A 17560-nucleotide genomic window follows, 5' to 3' on the forward strand; every position below is an offset into this window, starting at 1 on the left:
GATCGAGGAGGCGGCCGCGCAGATGGAGACGACGAGTCGGATTGATACGGACGGAGCACCGGGCACGGCCACGGCGGAGGAGGTGCCGGCGGCCCGGCGTACCGTCGACGGCTACCTGAAAGCGCCCTTTTCCTGGTACGGGCTGGACGAGGCCTTCACCGGCCCGCGCTGGCTGATGCAGGTCGGCACCGCGGCGGACGGCACGGTGCAGCACGGGGCGGTCGGGCACGGCGACGAGCCCTCCGTGAAGACGGACGGCTCCGCCGACAAGGAGCGGTTCGCCGCCGTGATCACGGTGGCCGCGAGCCCGGTGAGACGCAGCGGTGACGGTACGGGCGTGCTGGACGCCACCACCGTGTCCTCGGCGGCCTGGCTCGCGGGCTCCGGACTGCTGGCGTACACCTGGCCGCCGCAGATGGACCACTCCCTGCGCGACGACTGGCTGGACCAGCAGACCGAGACGGCGTTCACCCTCGCCGACGACCTCGGCAACGCGCCCTGGTCGACGCTCTCGCTGCCGGTGGACGGCGTCCCGGTGGAGTTCCACTACCGCGAGTCCGAGTTCGGCTGGGTGCTCGCCGGGTCGGCCCACGAGGGCGTGCACATCGGGGCGTACGGGCGGGGGATGAGCGCGTACGGTCTGGGCTTCGCGGTGATCAAGGACATCGCGTCGTACGAGTAGGCCGGGGGCGTCCGGCGGGCCGCTTCGTCCTCGAGCGCCGGACGGGCTGGGTGGTGCTCGGCCTCGTCCGGCGCTGAGGTGAAGAGATGTCCTCAAGCGCCGGACGGGCTGATTGTGCTCGGGTTGAGTGGGTGGGTCAGAACTTGTTGCGGGGGGTGATTCCCAGCGACATGCCCGACAGGCCGCGCTGACGGCCGCCCAGCTTCTGCGCGATCGAGCGCAGCGCGCTGCCCGCCGGGGAGTCCGGGTCGGACAGGACGACCGGCTTGCCCTCGTCGCCGCCCTCGCGCAGCCGTACGTCGATCGGGATCGAGCCGAGCACCGGCACCTCGGCGCCGACCGTACGCGTCAGCCCCTCGGCGACGCGCGCGCCGCCGCCCGAGCCGAACACGTCGACCATCTCGTCGCAGTGCGGGCACGGCATGCCCGACATGTTCTCCACCACGCCGACGATCTTCTGGTGGGTCTGCACGGCGATCGAGCCGGCCCGCTCGGCCACCTCGGCCGCCGCCTGCTGCGGGGTCGTGACGACCAGGATCTCGGCGCCCGGCACGAGCTGCGCCACCGAGATCGCGATGTCGCCGGTGCCCGGCGGCAGGTCCAGGAGCAGGACGTCCAGGTCGCCCCAGAACACATCGGCGAGGAACTGCTGGAGTGCGCGGTGCAGCATCGGACCGCGCCAGACCACGGGCGCGTTGCCCGGGGTGAACATGCCGATGGAGATGACCTTCACACCGTGTGCGGACGGCGGCATGATCATGTTCTCGACCTGGGTGGGCTTGCCGTCCGCGCCGAGCATCCGGGGCACGCTGTGCCCGTAGATGTCCGCGTCCACGACGCCGACCTTCAGCCCGTCGGCCGCCATCGCCGCGGCGAGGTTCACCGTCACCGAGGACTTGCCGACGCCGCCCTTGCCGGAGGCGACCGCGTACACCCGGGTCAGCGAGCCGGGCTGGGCGAAGGGCACCTCACGCTCGGCGGTGCCGCCGCGCAGCGAGCTCGCCAGGTCCTTGCGCTGTTCGTCGCTCATGACGTCGAGGGTCACCTCGACCCGCGAGACGCCCTCGACCCGGGCGACCGCGTCGGTCACGTTCCGGGTGATCGTGTCGCGCATCGGACAACCGGAGACCGTGAGATACACCGTGACAGCGACTACACCGTCAGGATCGATCTCGACCGATTTCACCATGCCCAGCTCGGTGATCGGGCGGTGGATCTCCGGGTCGTTCACTGTCGACAGTGCCTCAAGCACCGCGTCTTCCGTAGCCATACCGACGATGTTACGGCGCTGGGCCCTACGGGCGGGTAGCCCGTCAGCGGTCGCCTTCGTCACTCTCGGACGTGAGGAGGATCTGCCGGTCCTCCATGTCTCTCACCATGTCCTGGAGTTCCGAGCGGATCCAGTCGCGGGTGGCGACCTCGCCGAGGCCCATCCGCAGCGCCGCGATCTCCCGGCTGAGGTATTCGGTGTCGGCGATGGAGCGCTCGTTCTGCTTGCGGTCCTGCTCGTGGGTGACCCGGTCGCGGTCGTCCTGCCGGTTCTGCGCGAGCAGGATCAGCGGGGCCGCGTACGAGGCCTGGAGCGAGAGCATCAGGGTCAGGAAGATGAACGGGTACTCGTCCCAGCGCAGATCCTTCGGCGCCCAGACGTTCCACGCCACCCAGACGATGATGATCAGCGTCATCCAGACGATGAACCGTCCGGTCCCCAGGAACCGCGCGATCCGCTCGGAGAACCGGCCGAACGCCTCCGGGTCGTACTCCGGCAGCAGCTTCAGCCCCGGCGCCTTCGGCTGGTCGAGCCGGGTGCGCGGCGGGCGCACCAGACCGGACGCGCCCGTCGACGCGGCCTTCGACCGCTCCTCACCGGCCATGCCGGATGCCCTCCTCGCCGTGGAAGTCGGTCTCGCGCCAGTCCTCGGGCAGCAGGTGGTCCAGGACGTCGTCCACGGTCACCGCGCCCAGCAGCGAACCGCTCTCGTCCACGACGGGCGCCGAGACCAGGTTGTACGCGGCCAGATAGCTGGTCACCGTCGGCAGCGGGGTGTCCGGGGGCAGCGGCACCAGATCGCTGTCGACGATCGAGCTGACCAGCGTGAACGGCGGGTCGCGCAGCAGCCGCTGGAAGTGCACGGTGCCCAGGTACTTCCCGGTCGGCGTCTCGTCGGGCGAGCGGCACACGTACACCTGTGCGGCGAGCGCCGGCGACAGGTCCTGCTGACGGACCCGGGCGAGCGCGTCGGCCACCGTGGCGTCCGGGCGCAGTACGATCGGCTCGGTCGTCATCAGACCGCCCGCCGTGCGCTCCTCGTACGCCATCAGCCGGCGCACATCGGCGGCGTCGTCCGGCCGCATCAGGGTCAGCAGCCGCTCCTTGTCCTCCTCGGGCAGCTCGGAGAGCAGGTCGGCCGCGTCGTCCGGGTCCATCGCCTCCAGGACGTCGGCGGCCCGCTCCTCCTTGAGCTTGCCGAGGATCTCCACCTGGTCGTCCTCGGGCAGCTCCTCCAGGACGTCGGCGAGCCGGTCGTCGTCCAGCGCGGCGGCCACCTCGGCCCGGCGCTTGGGGGAGAGGTGGTGCAGGGCGTTGGCCACATCGGCGGGGCGCAGCCGCTCGAACGTGGCGACCAGGTTCTCCGCGCCCTGCCCGTGCTCCTCCAGCGAGAAGCCGCTGACCGCGGACCAGTCCACCGTCAGCGTCTCGCCCTTGCGGCGCAGCGCCCCGCCGCGCCCCTTGCGGACGAAGTACTTGTCGATCTCCCAGTCGCGGCGGGCGGGCAGCTGCTGGATGGCCACATCCAGGACGGTGACCTCCTCACCTTCCCGGCCATGGCCGTCCACCAGCCGGACCCGCCGGTCGAGGAACTCGCCGAGGACGAGCCGTTCGGTGGGCCGCTGTTCGAAGCGGCGCATGTTGACCACACCGGTGGTGATGACCTGGCCGGACTCCACGCCGGTCACCCGGGTCATCGGCAGGAAGATCCGCCGCCGGCTGACCACCTCGACGACCAGACCCAGGATGCGCGGCGGCCGTCCGCCGACCCGCAACATCGCCACCAGGTCCCGGACCCGGCCGACCTGGTCACCGTTCGGATCGAACACGGGCACCCCGGAGAGATGCGAGACGAAGACCCTGGGGGCTCCTGCCGCCATGCGCCGCCTCCTTCTCCGTATTCCTTCGCGCTTCTCTGTGACCGCCTCCGCGACCAGCGCGTTTCACCGTACGCGGACAGTCGCACGCCGGGATCAGGCTAGCCCGTGCCGCCGCACCGCGCCCCGGCGGACCCGTCCGTACGGCTGGCCGCCGGAGGGCGCGCTCCGCCCGGGTACGCTGCCGTCTGCCACCCCCGATCGCAGTTGAGAGGCAGTGCGCCCGTGACCTCTTTTGCCCCGGCCGTGCGGAACCATCGCCGGACCGCCCTCGCTCTCGTGCTGTGCGGAGGGCTCACCGTGGCCCTGGCCGCCTGCGGCACGGAGGAGGACCCGGACAAGGGGACCAACGGCGTCGCCAGACTCACCGCAGCCGAGATCGACAAGAAGGCCAGAGCGGCGGCCGACGCGGCCAGTGCCGTACGGCTGTCGGGCACGCTCGTCAGCAAGGGCGGCACCTACCGGCTGGAGATGAAGCTCAACGCACGGGGCGGCATGGGCTCGGTGACCTCGAAGAAGCAGAGCTTCGCGCTGCTGCGGGTCGAGGACGAACTCTTCCTGAAGGCGCCCGCCGAGTTCTGGACCCACGAGGGCAGCGCCGACGCGGGCGGGTCCGCCGATGTGGCGGCCGCCGACAAGCTGGGCGGCAAGTACGTGAAGGTCCCCGAGGGCGACCCCAGCTACCGCCAGCTGCGCGGCTTCACCGACAAGAAGGTCCTGCTCGACGGGCTCCTCGCGCTCCACGGCAAGGTCAACAAGGGCGGCCGTGACACGGTCGCCGGGCAGCGCACCATCCAGATCCTGGGCGGCAAGGGAGAGGGCGGGGCCTTCGACGTATCGCTGGAGGAGCAGCCGTATCCGGTACGGGTGGCCCGGGGCGGCGGCGGGGGCACGGTCACCCTGGCCGACTGGGGCAAGACGTTCCCGCTGGAGGCCCCGCAGGAGGACGACACCGTGGACTACGGCGGCCAGCTCCCCAAGTCCTCCGGCTGATCCGAAGCCCCGGGCAGGACCCCGGCTCAGCGCTTCCCGCGCCGCTTCAGCAGCAGCCGGGGGAGCGCGGCCGGGGCGGGCCGGCGGGTGGTGGCCCCGGTCGGCAGCGGCACGGCCGCCAGCGAGCTGTCCGGCAGCGCGGCGCCGACCGTGTCGGGCGTCAGCCGCACCACCGTGCACCCGCTCGCCCACCGCTCCGTCAGCGACTCGGCGTCCGGCGCGTTCAGCCGCTTGCCCTTCAGCTCGGCGACCGCCGCCTCCCACTCCTCGGAGCGCGGCGGGAGGAAGGCCACGGTCGCGGTCCAGGCGACGATCCGGCCGCCCTTGTCCTTGCTCCGTACGGTCACCTCGGCGCGGCCGCCGTCGGCCAGCCCCTCGGGCAGCGGCTGCTCGCCGGGGCCGCCGACCAGCAGCGCCGCGCCCTCGTGCCAGATGTGCCACACGGCACGGGCCGGCCCGGTGCCCCGCACCCAGACGAGCCCGGACTTCTTCGTGGCCTCCTCGACGAGGGCCCTCTCCAGCAGGTCGGCGGCATCAGTCATGGCGCGAGCTTACTCAGCGACCCGGCGCGCGGGCTCAGAGCCAGCCGTTGCGCTTGAGGATGCGGTGGATGGAGAAACAGACCGCCCCGATGACGCCCAGCACGATCGGATAGCCGTACTTCCACTCCAGCTCGGGCATGTAGTCGAAGTTCATGCCGTAGACGCCGCAGATCATCGTCGGCACGGCGATGATCGCCGCCCAGGAGGTGATCTTGCGCATGTCCTCGTTCTGGGTGACGGTCGCCTGCGCCAGATTGGCCTGGAGGATCGAGTTCAGCAGTTCGTCGAAGCCGAGGACCTCCTCCTGGACCCGGGCGAGGTGGTCGGCGACATCGCGGAAGTACTTCTGGATGTCGGGGTCGATCAGCCGCATCGGGCGCTCGCTCAGCAGCTGCATGGGCCGCAGCAGCGGCGAGACGGCCCGCTTGAACTCCAGCACCTCCCGCTTGAGCTGGTAGATCCGGCCCGCGTCCGAGCCGCGCGGGGTGCCCTTGGCCGGGGTGGAGAAGACATCGATCTCCACCTCGTCGATGTCGTCCTGCACCGCCTCGGCCACCGCGATGTACCCGTCGACCACATGGTCGGCGATGGCGTGCAGCACGGCGGAGGGGCCCTTGGCGAGCAGCTCCGGATCGTCCTGGAGGCGGTGGCGCAGGGCGCGCAGCGAACCCTGGCCGCCGTGCCGGACCGTGATGACGAAGTCCCGGCCGGTGAAGCACATCACCTCGCCGGTCTCCACGACCTCGCTGGTCGCGGTCAGTTCGGCGTGCTCCACGTAGTGGATCGTCTTGAAGACGGTGAACAGGGTGTCGTCGTACCGCTCCAGCTTGGGCCGCTGGTGGGCGTGGACCGCGTCCTCGACGGCCAGCGGGTGCAGCCCGAACTCCCGGGCGATGCCGGCGAATTCGGCCTCGGTCGGCTCGTGCAGTCCGATCCAGGCGAAGCCGCCCTCCTCCCGCACCTGGAGCATCGCCTCGTGCGGCGTCGGGGTGGGTGTCACCAGCCGGCGGCCGTCGCGGTAGACCGCGCAGTCGACGACGGCGGAGGAGGCGGACGGGTCGCGGGTGGTGTCGTACGCGCTGTACGGGGCGGTGTTCTTACGGAGGGACGGGCGCAGGGACGGGCGCACGGCGGCGCGCAGGTCACGGATCATCGACATGGCTGGCTCCTTCACGGAGGGCCGTCGGCGAGGGCGTGGAACAGCCCGGAATGGGGACGTGTGCTCACGTCCGCAAAGCGGGCTCCACCGCGCGGGCGCGATGACGGCGTTCGCTACAGACAGGCAAAATTCGCTACAGGCAGGCAGGAACGAAGGGCTCTTCCGTCGTGCGAACCGCTGTCGGGGAGTCGTCCGGACACGACGGCGATGTCGGCCCGGAACGACCGACGAGGCGTCGGATCAACGGGAAGTGCGAGGCGCGGAAGAGCGGTCGGTACTGCACGGTCGACTTGGATCCATAGCAGTCCCCACCTCCTCCGGCCGGTCCCCCGTGGGGGACGACGTGTCGTCGGGACGAAGAAGAGCGACGCTTCTGCGTGCTGTCCCGACCGGCGGCCAGGCTATCAGCCGCCCAAGGCCCAATCCCGTACTTTGCCCATTCCCTACGCGATCTATGCTCGCCGCATGGCAGAAATTCTCGCTCTGGTCGAGGCACGGCTCATCTCCGCCCTCGGGGAACCGGACGCCCGCGCCGATGTGACCTTCCTCGGCACGGACCGCATCGAGGTGCTGCGCTTCCTCGACGGCGACATCGTGCGCTACGCGACGCTCGGCATGTCGGGGCAGCCGATGGCCGACCCCACCTCCCCGCTCGCCGACCCGGTGAAGGGCCCCCGCGCCGAGCTGGTCCTGTCCGTACGCGGCGGACTCGCCGACACCGACCAGGTGCTGCGCCCGCTCGCCGTGCTGGCCGCCTCCCCGCAGGTCGAGGGGCTGATCGTGGCCGCCGGCGCCTCGCTGGACCTGGGGGAGCCGCTGTGGACCGGGGCGCCGTTCACCTCGGTGCTGGTCGCGGAGTCCGGCGGTCTGGTGGAGGACCTGGAGCTGGACGAGCCGATGGACCCGGTGCGCTTCCTGCCGCTGCTGCCGATGACCCACAACGAGGCCGCCTGGAAGCGGGTGCGCGGGGCGCAGGAGCTCCAGGAGCGGTGGCTGACGCACGGTACGGACCTGCGCGACCCGCTGCGCACGTCCGTACCGCTGGACTGACCACCCGCCCTGAGGGGGCGTCAGTCGGCGAAGGCCGCCACCCCGTCCTCCCGCGCGTGGACCGGCGCCAGTTCCTCGGCCTCGTGGGTCAGCGCCGTACGCCGTACGCCCACGACGGCCGCTCCGACGAGGGCGGCGAGCGCGGCCACCACGAACGGGATGTGGAGGTCGGTCCACTCCTCGATCTTCGGGGCGAGGAAGGGGGCGGCGGCCGCGGCGAACCAGCGGACGAAGTTGTATCCGGCGCTCGCCACCGGGCGCGGCGCGTCCGAGACCCCGAGGGCCAGTTCGGTGAAGACGGTGTTGTTCATGCCGATGAACGCGCCGGAGACGATCGTGGCGACGATCGCCGTGCTGTGGCTGCCGTATCCGAGGACCAGCAGGTCGACGGCGAGCAGCACCAGCGAGGCCCCGAGCACCTTGAGCGAGCCGAAGCGGCGCTGGAGGCGCGGCGCGACGAGCACCGAGAAGACGGCCAGCAGCAGGCCCCAGGCGAAGAAGACCGCGCCGGACCGGTACGGGGTCATGTTCAGCACGAACGGGGTGAAGGCCAGGATCGTGAAGAACGCGTAGTTGTAGAAGAACGCCGAGGCCGCGACCGAGGCCAGGCCGCCGTGACCGAGTGCCTTGACCGGGTCGAGCAGTGAGGTCTTGACGGCGGGCTTCGGCTGCTCCTTGAGGAACGCGGCGATGCAGAGGAAGCCGATCGCCATCAGCGCCGCCGTACCGAAGAACGGGTAGCGCCAGCTGGCGTCCCCGAGCAGCGCGCCGAGCAGCGGCCCGCACGCCATGCCGAGGCCGAGCGCCGACTCGTACAGCAGGATCGCCACCGCGCTGCCGCCCGCCGCCGCTCCGACGATCACCGCGAGGGCGGTGGAGACGAAGAGGGCGTTGCCCAGGCCCCAGCCGGCCCGGAAGCCGACCAGTTCGGCGACGGAGGAGGAGGTTCCGGAGAGCGCGGCGAAGACGACGACGAGCGCGAGGCCGGCCAGCAGGGTCTTGCGGCCGCCGATGCGGCTGGAGACGAAGCCGGTGACCAGCATCGCGAACGCGGTGATCAGGAAGTACGAGGTGAACAGCAGCGACACCTGGCTCGCCGAGGCGTCGAGACCCTGGGCGATCGACGGCAGGATCGGGTCCACCAGGCCGATCCCCATGAAGGCCACCACCGAGGCGCCGGCCGTGGCCCAGACGGCCTTCGGCTGGCGCAGGATGCCGGCCCCCGTCGCCCCTTCGTCGAACGGATCCTCTTCCCGCATGGGCTCTCTCCTTCTCCTCGGGCCTCACAAGGTCGATGCGTTATGCACAGAATAAGTTAGACAATCTAATAAATGCAAGCTACATCTATTCTTCCCGGTCAGGGCCACGCTCCGGACGGGTGATCGTCCTTGACGCGAGGACCGGCGGGGAGGACGGTTGGTCCTTATGAGGGGCGAACCCAGTTGCCCGAAGTGCGGTGGCCGGGTCAGGGCGCCCGGTCTCTTCGCCGACGCCTGGCAGTGCTCCGTGCACGGCCAGGTCCACCCGATGCAGCCGGTCATCCCGCCGAGCGTCGAAGGCCTCGGCGTCGTGGTGCACCGCGCGCAGGTCCCCGTCTGGATGCCCTGGCCGCTCCCCGTGGGCTGGCTGTTCACCGGTGTCGCCAGCGCGGGCGACGACCGCAGCGGCGGACGCGCGAGCGCCGTGGCCTGTTCCGGACCCGGTCCGCTGGGCGGGATGGGCGAACTGCTGCTCGTCGCCGAGGAACTGGGCGTCGGACTCGGCGCCCGGTACGCCGGAATCGAGGGCCCGGACCCCGGCCACCACCTGAACGTCGACTCCGCCCCCGACGCCAAGGTGCACGCCGCCGGCCGCCCCACCCCGCTCTGGCACGTCAAGAACGCCCCGGAGGACCGCGCCGTCTTCGCGGGCGAGGCGCGCGGGCTCTGGCTCTGGGCGATCCTGTGGCCCGAGCAGTCGGGGCTCCTGATGTACGACGAGCTGGTGCTGACCGATCTGCGGGACGCCGGGGGAGAGGTGGACCTGGTGCCCTGCGGCGCGCTCACCCCGCGCCTCCTCACCGCCCCCGACGCACCGCCCCGGCAGGCGCCGGGCGAGCGGTAGATCACGTGGGACCGGGGGCTTTCGCGGCCTGAGGCCCGGTCCGCGACGGTTATCCTTGAGCGGTCCCCCCGTCCGCCCGCGAGCCCCGGAGTCCAGCGTCGTGCGCATCGATCTGCACACCCACTCCACCGCGTCGGACGGCACGGACACCCCCGCCGAGCTGGTCGCGAACGCCGCCGCCGCGGGCCTGGACGTCGTCGCGCTCACCGACCACGACACCGTGGGCGGCCACAAACAGGCCATCGACGCGCTGCCCGACGGGCTCACCCTCGTCACCGGCGCCGAACTCTCCTGCCGCGTCGACGGCGTGGGCATGCACCTGCTGGCGTACCTCTTCGACCCGGCCGACACCGAGCTGGCGCGCGCCCGGGAGCTCGTCCGCGACGACCGGGTGCCGCGCGCCCAGGAGATGGTCCGCAAGCTGCGCGCCCTCGACGTCCCCATCACCTGGGAGCAGGTCGCCCGCATCGCCGGGGACGGCTCGGTCGGCCGCCCGCACGTCGCCGCCGCCCTCGTCGAACTCGGCGTCGTACGCACCGTCTCCGACGCCTTCACGCCCGACTGGCTGGGCAACGGCGGCCGGGCGTACGCCGAGAAGCACGAGTTCGACCCCTTCGAGGCCGTCCGCCTGGTGAAGGCGGCCGGCGGGGTCACCGTCTTCGCCCACCCGGCCGCCGTGAAACGCGGCGCCGTGGTCCCCGAGTCCACGATCGCCGCGCTCGCCGAGGCCGGCCTCGACGGCGTCGAGGTCGACCACATGGACCACGACGAGCCCGCCCGGGCCCGGCTGCGCGGTCTCGCCCGCGACCTGGGGCTGCTCACGACCGGCTCCAGCGACTACCACGGCAGCCGGAAGACCGTCGAACTCGGCGCGTGCACCACCGACCCCGAGATCTACGGCGAGATCACCCGGCGCGCCACGGGAGCCTTCCCGGTGCCGGGCGCCGGTGGAGCCGGCCGCAGCTAGGCTTCCCCTTCTCCGCCGCACCTGTTTCTTTCTCCCCGCGCACCCCCGTGCGTGCCGCCGCTGTGCTCGACGCACCGCGACGGACGCTGCCCGGACCCGCGCCTCCTCCGTACCACCCGCTCTTCTCTCGCAAGGCTCACTGTGTTCGACGTCGCTGTCTTCGGATCCCTTTTTCTCACCCTATTTGTGATCATGGACCCGCCCGGGATCACGCCGATCTTCCTCGCCCTCACTGCGGGACGCCCCGCCAAGGTGCAGCGCAAGATGGCGCTCCAGGCGGTCACGGTCGCGTTCGGCGTGATCGCCGTCTTCGGCCTGCTCGGTCAGCAGATCCTCGACTATCTGCATGTCTCCGTGCCCGCGCTGATGATCGCGGGCGGACTCCTGCTGCTGCTCATCGCGCTGGACCTGCTGACCGGCAAGACGGACGAGCCGACGCAGACCAAGGACGTCAACGTGGCGCTCGTACCGCTGGGCATGCCGCTGCTGGCCGGGCCCGGCGCGATCGTCTCGGTCATCCTCGCGGTGCAGCACGCCGACGGCGTGGGCGGTCAGCTCTCGGTCTGGTCCGCGATCGTCGCCATGCATGTGGTGCTCTGGCTGACCATGCGCTACTCGCTGGTCATCATCCGCGTGATCAAGGACGGCGGCGTGGTCCTGGTGACCCGGCTCGCCGGCATGATGCTCTCCGCCATCGCCGTCCAGCAGATCATCAACGGCGTCACCCAGGTCATCCAGAACGCCTGAGGCCGCCGAGCGCTTCTGAGGCCCCGCGCACCACAGCGCCCCCGCACGGACGTTCCGTGCGGGGGCGCTTCGTCTTCACAACGTCAGGTGTTACGAGGCCGAACTGTCGGCCGGCCGGATGTAGATGCGCTGGCCCATCGCCGCGGCCTGCTGCACGATCCGGTTGACGGAGGCGGCGTCCACGACGGTGCTGTCCACGGCGGTACCGTCGACGTCGTCGAGTCGCATGATCTCGAAGCGCACAGTGCTTCCCTTCGTCTGATCCTCCTGCGGAGAACTGCTGGAGAACTACTGGCGCCGGTGGGGCGTCCCACCGGCAAGACTAGGAACGCGAGGCTTCCCTCGCGTTCCACGTGGGTTACAACGGCTTGCCCCTTACAAACATTCCCTACGCTAAGGAAATTTTTTGGATGTCTAAGTACCCGTCGGTAGCCACGTCACCACAGACCATGAGGTTCGCATGAACGAGGCGGACCCGCAGCTCATCGGCGGAGCCGACCTCGGCGCCCGCCTGGACCGCACCAACGAGCTGCTCCAGCGCATGCTCATCGAGGTTTCCAAGACTCCGTCGACGCATGCCATCTTCGTGGACGCCGGATATGTGTACGCGGCGGCCGGGCTGCTCGTCACCGGCACCGAGGACCGGCGCTCCTTCGACCTCGACGCCGAAGGGCTGATCGAGGCCTTCATCGACAAGGCCCGCACGATCTTCGCGGACAGCAGGCTGCTGCGCGTCTACTGGTACGACGGCGCCCGGCGCCGGATCCACACCACCGAACAGCAGGCCATCGCCGAACTCCCCGACGTCAAGGTCCGGCTCGGCAACCTCAACGCCAACAACCAGCAGAAGGGCGTCGACTCGCTCATCCGCACCGACCTCGAATCCCTCGCCCGGCACCGCGCCATCAGCGACGCGGCGCTCGTCGGCGGCGACGAGGACCTGGTCTCGGCGGTGGAGGCCGCCCAGGGCTACGGGGCGCGCGTGCACCTCTGGGGCATCGAGGCGGCCGAAGGCCGCAACCAGGCCGAACCGCTGCTGTGGGAGGTCGACAGCCAGCGCACCTTCGACCTCGACTTCTGCCGCCCCTACGTCACCCGGCGCCCCGTCACCACGTACGAGGACGACACCCCGGCCCCCTCCCGCGAGGACGTCCGCTTCGTCGGCGCGCAGATCGCGGCCGCCTGGCTCGCCGCCCGGGGCCGCGCGTCCCTCGCCGACCTGCTGCCGGGCCACCCCTATCTGCCGGGCTCCGTCGACCAGGACCTCCTGGTGGAGGCCGAACGCCTGCTCCAGCACTCGCTGCGCGGCCACGCGCATCTGCGGCGGGCGCTCCGCGACGGCTTCTGGCAGCACCTGCAGTCGCAGTACTGACCCGTCAGACGGCCGGCAGGCCGTCCCAGAACGCGGCCAGCGCCTTCGCGGTCTCCTGCGGGCGCGCGGTGTTGGGGGAGTGCTCGGCGCCGGCGATCGTGGTGCGGCGGGCGCCGAGACGCCGCGCCATGGAGTCGAACAGCTCCACCGGCCAGACGTCGTCGCGCTCCCCGGACAGCACATGGACGGGCAGCCCGACGGCGGCCAACTCGTCCACCCGGTCCGGTTCGGCGGCCAGCTGCGCCCCGGTGGCGATCAACTGGGCCGGGTGGTGGGCCAGCCAGCGACGGCGCAGGTCCGCGCCGTCGCCGGTGTCCGCGTCCTGCGGCGGATCCAGCGCCTGCATCGCCTGCCACACCTCGTCCATGGACAGCACGGACAGCGCGTCGCTCAGCATCTTCACCTTGTCCCGCTGGGCCGCGACGACCTCGGCCGGACCCGAGGACATCAGCGTCAGCGAGCGGAACGGAGCGGCGTCCAGCAGGACGGCGGCCCGGGCGATCTGACCGCCGAGCGAGTGCCCGAGCAGATGCAGCTCCCCGTCGCCGACCTCGTCCAGGGCCGCTGCCTGGGCCAGCACATCACGGGCCAACTCGCCCTGGGCGTACGACTCCTGACGGTCCGTACCCTGCGACTCGTACTGCCCCCGGCCGTCCACGGCGACCACCCGGTAGCCCGCATCGGTCAACGGTTCCAGCAGCGCGATGAAGTCCTCCTTGCTGCCCGTGTAGCCGGGCAGCAGCAGGGCGGTGGCCCGTGCCGGGGTACGCGGTACGGCGTCCAGGACGGCGAAGTCGCCGCGCTCGGTACGCAGGACACGGGCGCGGGCGCAGGGCGGCGGGGTGAAGGTGGGCGGGCGGCTCATACGGCGAGGCTATCCCCGCCGCCCCTTTCCCGACGCCACCGGGCGGCCCGCCCGGCGTCATCGGCCGGCTCCTCCGACGCCACCGGACCGCGAAACGGCCCCGGCCCCCGCGTGTGCGGGGGCCGGGGCCGTCGGGTATCGCGGTGTCGCCGGAAGCGTCAGCTCTCGGTCGTCGTCACCGATGCCTTGCCCGCCGGGCGGGTGGCACGGCGGCGGCGCGGCTTCGTCTCGGCGGCGGCCTCGCTCACCACGGCCTCGGCCTCGGAGACCACGGCGGCCTCCTGGGCGGTGGTCGAGGTGACGGCGCGCGTGGCACGGCGGCGACGCGGCTTGGCCTCCGCCTCGGCGGCCGGGGCCTCGACGACGGGCTGCTCGGCGGCGACCGCCTTCGAGGCGACCTTCGCGGTGGACTTCTCGGTGACCTTCTCCGCGGTCTCCGCCTTCGCCCGGGACCGGGTCGCGCGGGGCGCCTTCGCCTTCGGCTCGGCGGACGCGGCCTCGGCCTTCGGCTCCGACTTCTTCGCCGTGGCGCGGGCCGGACGACGACGGGTCTTCACCTCGGGCTCCGGCTCGGCGGCCGGGGCGATCTGGAAGTCGACCTCGTCGGCCGGCTTCACGATCCGGGCGCGGCGGCGCGGCTTGACGGCCTTCGGCTCGGCGACCGGCTCCGCGATGCCCGCGGCGACCGCCACGGTCTGGAACTCGGCCGGGGCCTCGGCGACGGGCGCGGCCGTCTCCTCGGTCACCGGCTTCGCGACGGCACGGCTGCGACGGCGACGCGGCTTGGTCTCCGCCACGACGGCCACGGCCTCCGCGACCGGCTCGGCCACGGGCGCGGCCTCGATCACCGGTGCGGCCTCGGCCACCGGGGCGGGAACCACCGGCGCCTCGGCCACCGCCACGGCCGTCTCGACGACGGCCTCGGGGGCGCTGGCACGGGTACGGCGGCGACGGCGCGGCGTACGCGGGGCCTCGGGAGCCTCGTCACCGGCCGGGGTGACCGGTGCGGCCTCCTTGGCGGGTGCGGGCACCGTCGCGGCGCCCGTTTCCTCCGCAGCGGCTCCGCCACGGGTGCGGCGGCGCTGGCGCGGCGTACGGGTGCGCGGCTCGCGCTCCTCACGGGCGGGGGCCGGGGAGGCGGCCTTGCGGCCGCGGCCGCCGGTCTCGCCGAGGTCCTCGACCTCCTCCGCGCGCAGCCCGGCACGGGTCCGCTCGGCGCGCGGCAGCACACCCTTGGTGCCCGCCGGGATGCCCAGCTCCTCGAAGAGGTGCGGCGAGGTGGAGTACGTCTCCGGCGGGTCCGGGAACTTCAGGTCCAGGGCCTTGTTGATCAGCTGCCAGCGCGGGATGTCGTCCCAGTCGACCAGCGTGATCGCGATGCCCTTGGCGCCCGCGCGGCCGGTGCGGCCGATGCGGTGCAGATAGGTCTTCTCGTCCTCGGGCGACTGGTAGTTGACGACGTGGGTCACACCCTCGACGTCGATACCGCGCGCGGCGACGTCGGTGCAGACCAGGACGTCGACCTTGCCGTTGCGGAAGGCGCGCAGCGCCTGCTCGCGGGCGCCCTGGCCGAGGTCGCCGTGGACCGCGCCGGAGGCGAATCCGCGCTTCTCCAGCTGCTCGGCGATGTCGGCGGCGGTGCGCTTGGTCCGGCAGAAGATCATCGCGAGCCCGCGGCCGTCGGCCTGGAGGATGCGGGCGAGCATCTCCGGCTTGTCCATGTTGTGGGCGCGGTAGACGTGCTGGACCGTGTTCTTGACGGTCGTGCCCTCGTCGTCGGGCGACGTGGCGTTGATGTGCGTCGGCTGCGACATGTAGCGGCGGGCGAGGCTGATGACGGCACCGGGCATGGTGGCCGAGAACAGCATCGTCTGGCGCTTGGGCGGCAGCATCGTGATGATGCGCTCGACGTCGGGCAGGAAGCCCAGGTCCAGCATCTCGTCGGCCTCGTCGAGGACGAGCCCGCGGATGTGGGAGAGGTCGAGCTTGCGCTGGCCCGCCAGGTCCAGGAGACGGCCCGGGGTGCCGACGATCACGTCGACGCCCTTCTTGAGGGCCTCGACCTGGGGCTCGTACGCCCGGCCGCCGTAGATCGCGAGAACGCGGACGTTCCGGACCTTGCCGGCGGTCAGCAGGTCGTTGGTGACCTGCTGGCAGAGCTCACGGGTGGGGACGACGACGAGCGCCTGCGGCGCGTCGGTCAGCTGCTCGGGGGTGGCGCGGCCCGCCTCGACGTCGGCGGGGACGGTCACGCGCTCCAGGAGCGGAAGACCGAAGCCGAGCGTCTTGCCGGTGCCGGTCTTGGCCTGGCCGATGACGTCGGAGCCGGAGAGGGCTACGGGGAGCGTCAGCTCCTGGATGGGGAAGGGGGACGTGATGCCGACCGCCTCGAGGGCTTCGGCCGTCTCGGAAAGAATGCCGAGGTCGCGGAACGTAGTCAGGGTGCTGCCTCTTCTGTGAGACGCGGCCCGAGGCGAACGCTGGGGGTCGTACCGTGCCGGGGTTGGTCATCCGGCCGTGGATGGGCCGGGTGGCGCGGGACCACTGCCGTCGCTCGAGCGCTCGTGCCGCTGAGGGGGCCCCTCATCTGCAGTCGTACGTGTCGTACGCACCGCGTGGAGGGCTGTCGGGTCGGAGCCGATCGGGCCACCGACCGGGCATCCTCATTCAAAGGGCGCGCCTCTGGCACAGCACAGTGCTCAGTAGGCGCATTACCACTGTACCCCGGATTCGCGCATGTGTGTTGGACGAATTCATCGGAACGGTATGAGGTCCCCGGCTGACCAGGCCCTTCCGCCCTGCGCTGAGCGGGCTATCGTTCCGTTCATGGAGACGCCTGACCACGCCACAGAGAACCCCGCCGAAGCTTCCGGAGCCACCGGGATCGCCGCCCAGGACTGGGCCACCGCGGCCGCCGACCCGCAGTACCGCGCCGCGGTCGTGGACCTGCTCGGCGCCCTCGCCTACGGAGAGCTGGCGGCCTTCGAGCGGCTGGCCGAGGACGCGAAGCTCGCACCGACGCTCGGCGACAAGGCGGAGCTGGCGAAGATGGCCGCCGCGGAGTTCCACCACTTCGAGCAGCTGAACCGGCGGCTCACCGAGGTGGACGAGGACCCGACCGCCGCGATGGAGCCGTTCGCCAAGGCGCTCGACGACTTCCACCGCCAGACGGCGCCGTCCGACTGGCTGGAAGGCCTGGTCAAGGCGTACGTCGGCGACTCGATCGCCAGTGACTTCTACCGCGAGGTCGCGGCCCGCCTCGACATCGACACCCGGTCCCTGGTGCTGGCCGTGCTGGACGACACGGGCCACGGGAACTTCGCCGTGGAGAAGGTGCGCGCCGCGATCGAGGCGGACCCGCGGGTCGGCGGGCGGCTCGCGCTGTGGGCGCGCCGGCTGATGGGCGAGGCGCTGTCGCAGGCACAGCGGGTGGTCGCCGACCGCGACGCCCTCTCGACGATGCTGGTGGGCGGCGTCGCGGACGGCTTCGACCTGGCCGAGGTGGGCCGGATGTTCTCCCGGATCACCGAGGCCCACACCAAGCGGATGGCCGCGCTGGGGCTGGCCGCGTAACACCCCGCTACTGGGCCGCCGCCGACCGGGCGAGGCGGCGGCCGCGTGGGCGGATCAGGAGCGACAGCGTCACCGCCCCGACGGACACGGCTCCGATCAGCGTCGCCAGGACATGGCCGGGACCCAGCGCCGCGTGCGTCAGATACGCGCCGAACAAGGCGCCCAGCGCGCCGGTGAGATAAACCGCACGGCCGGACGGCAGCCGGTCCGAGAGTGATCGCAGGGCCGCCCAGGACAGGGCGAGCCCGAGCAGGGCGGCGGTGAAGGATTCCCAGATCACAGACGATCACCTCGCGGGGGTGTGCGGGGCGGGCAAATCGGTCGTAGGCGGTACTACCCCCCGCTCGCGGAGAACAACCC

The 17560-nt window shown here is 71.7% G+C and carries 18 protein-coding genes; 8 read left to right on the plus strand and 10 right to left on the minus strand.

Features of this window, described 5'->3' with window-relative positions; all coding sequences use genetic code 11:
* Positions 1–22: 22 nt before the first annotated feature.
* Positions 23–682 (plus strand): hypothetical protein, encoded by a 660-nt coding sequence (locus ACSMXR_RS25125; protein WP_218524832.1) that lies wholly within the window; start codon positions 23–25, stop codon positions 680–682.
* A 136-nt stretch (positions 683–818) separates the two neighbouring features.
* Here the strand turns inward: ACSMXR_RS25125 and ACSMXR_RS25130 are convergent, their stop codons facing one another.
* From ACSMXR_RS25130 to ACSMXR_RS25140, 3 genes are read right to left on the minus strand one after another with little or no spacing between them, the layout of a single operon-like run.
* Entirely contained in the window at positions 819–1952 is a 1134-nt protein-coding gene (locus tag ACSMXR_RS25130) for an Mrp/NBP35 family ATP-binding protein (RefSeq protein WP_030082902.1), read from the minus strand.
* A gap of 43 nt (positions 1953–1995) precedes the next feature.
* A complete protein-coding gene (locus ACSMXR_RS25135) occupies positions 1996–2556 on the minus strand; it encodes a DUF1003 domain-containing protein (protein ID WP_030082904.1) in 561 nt (186 codons plus the stop codon).
* Positions 2546–3832, minus strand: coding sequence for a magnesium transporter MgtE N-terminal domain-containing protein (locus tag ACSMXR_RS25140; protein ID WP_381853752.1), 1287 nt, complete (start codon positions 3830–3832; stop codon positions 2546–2548). The genes ACSMXR_RS25135 and ACSMXR_RS25140 overlap by 11 nt, the downstream gene beginning before the upstream one ends.
* Before the next feature lie 222 nt (positions 3833–4054).
* On the opposite strand from ACSMXR_RS25140, the gene ACSMXR_RS25145 reads away from it, so the two are divergent.
* On the plus strand, positions 4055–4822 hold the full coding sequence (locus tag ACSMXR_RS25145) for a hypothetical protein (protein ID WP_473169975.1): 768 nt from the start codon (positions 4055–4057) through the stop codon (positions 4820–4822).
* A gap of 26 nt (positions 4823–4848) precedes the next feature.
* On the opposite strand, the gene ACSMXR_RS25150 is transcribed toward ACSMXR_RS25145, so the two are convergent.
* Positions 4849–5364 (minus strand): hypothetical protein, encoded by a 516-nt coding sequence (locus ACSMXR_RS25150; RefSeq protein ID WP_218524829.1) that lies wholly within the window; start codon positions 5362–5364, stop codon positions 4849–4851.
* 34 nt (positions 5365–5398) lie between these two features.
* Complete coding sequence (locus tag ACSMXR_RS25155; protein ID WP_137231837.1) at positions 5399–6523, minus strand: magnesium and cobalt transport protein CorA; 1125 nt, start codon at positions 6521–6523, stop codon at positions 5399–5401.
* Between the two features lie 465 nt (positions 6524–6988).
* On the opposite strand from ACSMXR_RS25155, the gene ACSMXR_RS25160 reads away from it, so the two are divergent.
* The gene (locus ACSMXR_RS25160; protein ID WP_137231836.1) at positions 6989–7573 is read left to right on the plus strand and encodes a suppressor of fused domain protein; all 585 of its coding nucleotides are present in this window, start codon (positions 6989–6991) and stop codon (positions 7571–7573) included.
* Positions 7574–7593: 20 nt separating this feature from the next.
* On the opposite strand, the gene ACSMXR_RS25165 is transcribed toward ACSMXR_RS25160, so the two are convergent.
* On the minus strand, positions 7594–8832 hold the full coding sequence (locus tag ACSMXR_RS25165; protein ID WP_137231835.1) for an MFS transporter: 1239 nt from the start codon (positions 8830–8832) through the stop codon (positions 7594–7596).
* Positions 8833–8998: 166 nt separating this feature from the next.
* On the opposite strand from ACSMXR_RS25165, the gene ACSMXR_RS25170 reads away from it, so the two are divergent.
* The 3 genes from ACSMXR_RS25170 to ACSMXR_RS25180 all read left to right on the plus strand — a co-directional run bounded on the left by ACSMXR_RS25170 (position 8999) and on the right by ACSMXR_RS25180 (position 11390).
* Positions 8999–9676, plus strand: coding sequence for a DUF6758 family protein (locus ACSMXR_RS25170; protein ID WP_137231834.1), 678 nt, complete (start codon positions 8999–9001; stop codon positions 9674–9676).
* A gap of 100 nt (positions 9677–9776) precedes the next feature.
* Positions 9777–10643 (plus strand): PHP domain-containing protein, encoded by an 867-nt coding sequence (locus ACSMXR_RS25175; protein ID WP_137232036.1) that lies wholly within the window; start codon positions 9777–9779, stop codon positions 10641–10643.
* Between the two features lie 141 nt (positions 10644–10784).
* A complete protein-coding gene (locus ACSMXR_RS25180; protein WP_030087329.1) occupies positions 10785–11390 on the plus strand; it encodes a MarC family protein in 606 nt (201 codons plus the stop codon).
* A gap of 90 nt (positions 11391–11480) precedes the next feature.
* Here the strand turns inward: ACSMXR_RS25180 and ACSMXR_RS25185 are convergent, their stop codons facing one another.
* Entirely contained in the window at positions 11481–11633 is a 153-nt protein-coding gene (locus tag ACSMXR_RS25185) for a hypothetical protein (RefSeq protein ID WP_007446805.1), read from the minus strand.
* 217 nt (positions 11634–11850) lie between these two features.
* On the opposite strand from ACSMXR_RS25185, the gene ACSMXR_RS25190 reads away from it, so the two are divergent.
* Entirely contained in the window at positions 11851–12762 is a 912-nt protein-coding gene (locus ACSMXR_RS25190; protein WP_086779297.1) for an NYN domain-containing protein, read from the plus strand.
* Positions 12763–12766: 4 nt separating this feature from the next.
* Here the strand turns inward: ACSMXR_RS25190 and ACSMXR_RS25195 are convergent, their stop codons facing one another.
* Both ACSMXR_RS25195 and ACSMXR_RS25200 read right to left on the minus strand, forming a co-directional pair.
* A complete protein-coding gene (locus tag ACSMXR_RS25195; RefSeq protein ID WP_473169976.1) occupies positions 12767–13627 on the minus strand; it encodes an alpha/beta fold hydrolase in 861 nt (286 codons plus the stop codon).
* A gap of 158 nt (positions 13628–13785) precedes the next feature.
* Positions 13786–15978: a DEAD/DEAH box helicase gene (locus ACSMXR_RS25200; RefSeq protein ID WP_473172446.1), complete on the minus strand. Its 2193-nt coding sequence runs from the start codon at positions 15976–15978 to the stop codon at positions 13786–13788.
* A 475-nt stretch (positions 15979–16453) separates the two neighbouring features.
* On the opposite strand from ACSMXR_RS25200, the gene ACSMXR_RS25205 reads away from it, so the two are divergent.
* The gene (locus ACSMXR_RS25205; RefSeq protein ID WP_473169977.1) at positions 16454–17200 is read left to right on the plus strand and encodes a ferritin-like fold-containing protein; all 747 of its coding nucleotides are present in this window, start codon (positions 16454–16456) and stop codon (positions 17198–17200) included.
* A 7-nt stretch (positions 17201–17207) separates the two neighbouring features.
* Here ACSMXR_RS25205 and ACSMXR_RS25210 read toward each other — a convergent pair whose 3' ends face one another.
* Entirely contained in the window at positions 17208–17480 is a 273-nt protein-coding gene (locus ACSMXR_RS25210) for a hypothetical protein (protein ID WP_242741233.1), read from the minus strand.
* Between the last annotated feature and the right edge of the window lie 80 nt (positions 17481–17560).

It is taken from the genome of Streptomyces sp. DSM 106670 (assembly GCF_055792845.1).

What these genes read in the sequence shown, in the direction of transcription:
- ACSMXR_RS25140 (WP_381853752.1), bottom strand. Translation starts at nt 3,832, where the DNA reads ATGGCGGCAGGAGCCCCCAGGGTCTTCGTCTCGCATCTCTCCGGGGTG.
- ACSMXR_RS25205 (WP_473169977.1), top strand. Translation starts at nt 16,454, where the DNA reads ATGGAGACGCCTGACCACGCCACAGAGAACCCCGCCGAAGCTTCCGGA.
- ACSMXR_RS25155 (WP_137231837.1), bottom strand. Translation starts at nt 6,523, where the DNA reads ATGTCGATGATCCGTGACCTGCGCGCCGCCGTGCGCCCGTCCCTGCGC.
- ACSMXR_RS25135 (WP_030082904.1), bottom strand. Translation starts at nt 2,556, where the DNA reads ATGGCCGGTGAGGAGCGGTCGAAGGCCGCGTCGACGGGCGCGTCCGGT.
- ACSMXR_RS25190 (WP_086779297.1), top strand. Translation starts at nt 11,851, where the DNA reads ATGAACGAGGCGGACCCGCAGCTCATCGGCGGAGCCGACCTCGGCGCC.
- ACSMXR_RS25165 (WP_137231835.1), bottom strand. Translation starts at nt 8,832, where the DNA reads ATGCGGGAAGAGGATCCGTTCGACGAAGGGGCGACGGGGGCCGGCATC.
- ACSMXR_RS25170 (WP_137231834.1), top strand. Translation starts at nt 8,999, where the DNA reads ATGAGGGGCGAACCCAGTTGCCCGAAGTGCGGTGGCCGGGTCAGGGCG.
- ACSMXR_RS25160 (WP_137231836.1), top strand. Translation starts at nt 6,989, where the DNA reads ATGGCAGAAATTCTCGCTCTGGTCGAGGCACGGCTCATCTCCGCCCTC.
- ACSMXR_RS25150 (WP_218524829.1), bottom strand. Translation starts at nt 5,364, where the DNA reads ATGACTGATGCCGCCGACCTGCTGGAGAGGGCCCTCGTCGAGGAGGCC.
- ACSMXR_RS25195 (WP_473169976.1), bottom strand. Translation starts at nt 13,627, where the DNA reads ATGAGCCGCCCGCCCACCTTCACCCCGCCGCCCTGCGCCCGCGCCCGT.
- ACSMXR_RS25130 (WP_030082902.1), bottom strand. Translation starts at nt 1,952, where the DNA reads ATGGCTACGGAAGACGCGGTGCTTGAGGCACTGTCGACAGTGAACGAC.
- ACSMXR_RS25125 (WP_218524832.1), top strand. Translation starts at nt 23, where the DNA reads ATGGAGACGACGAGTCGGATTGATACGGACGGAGCACCGGGCACGGCC.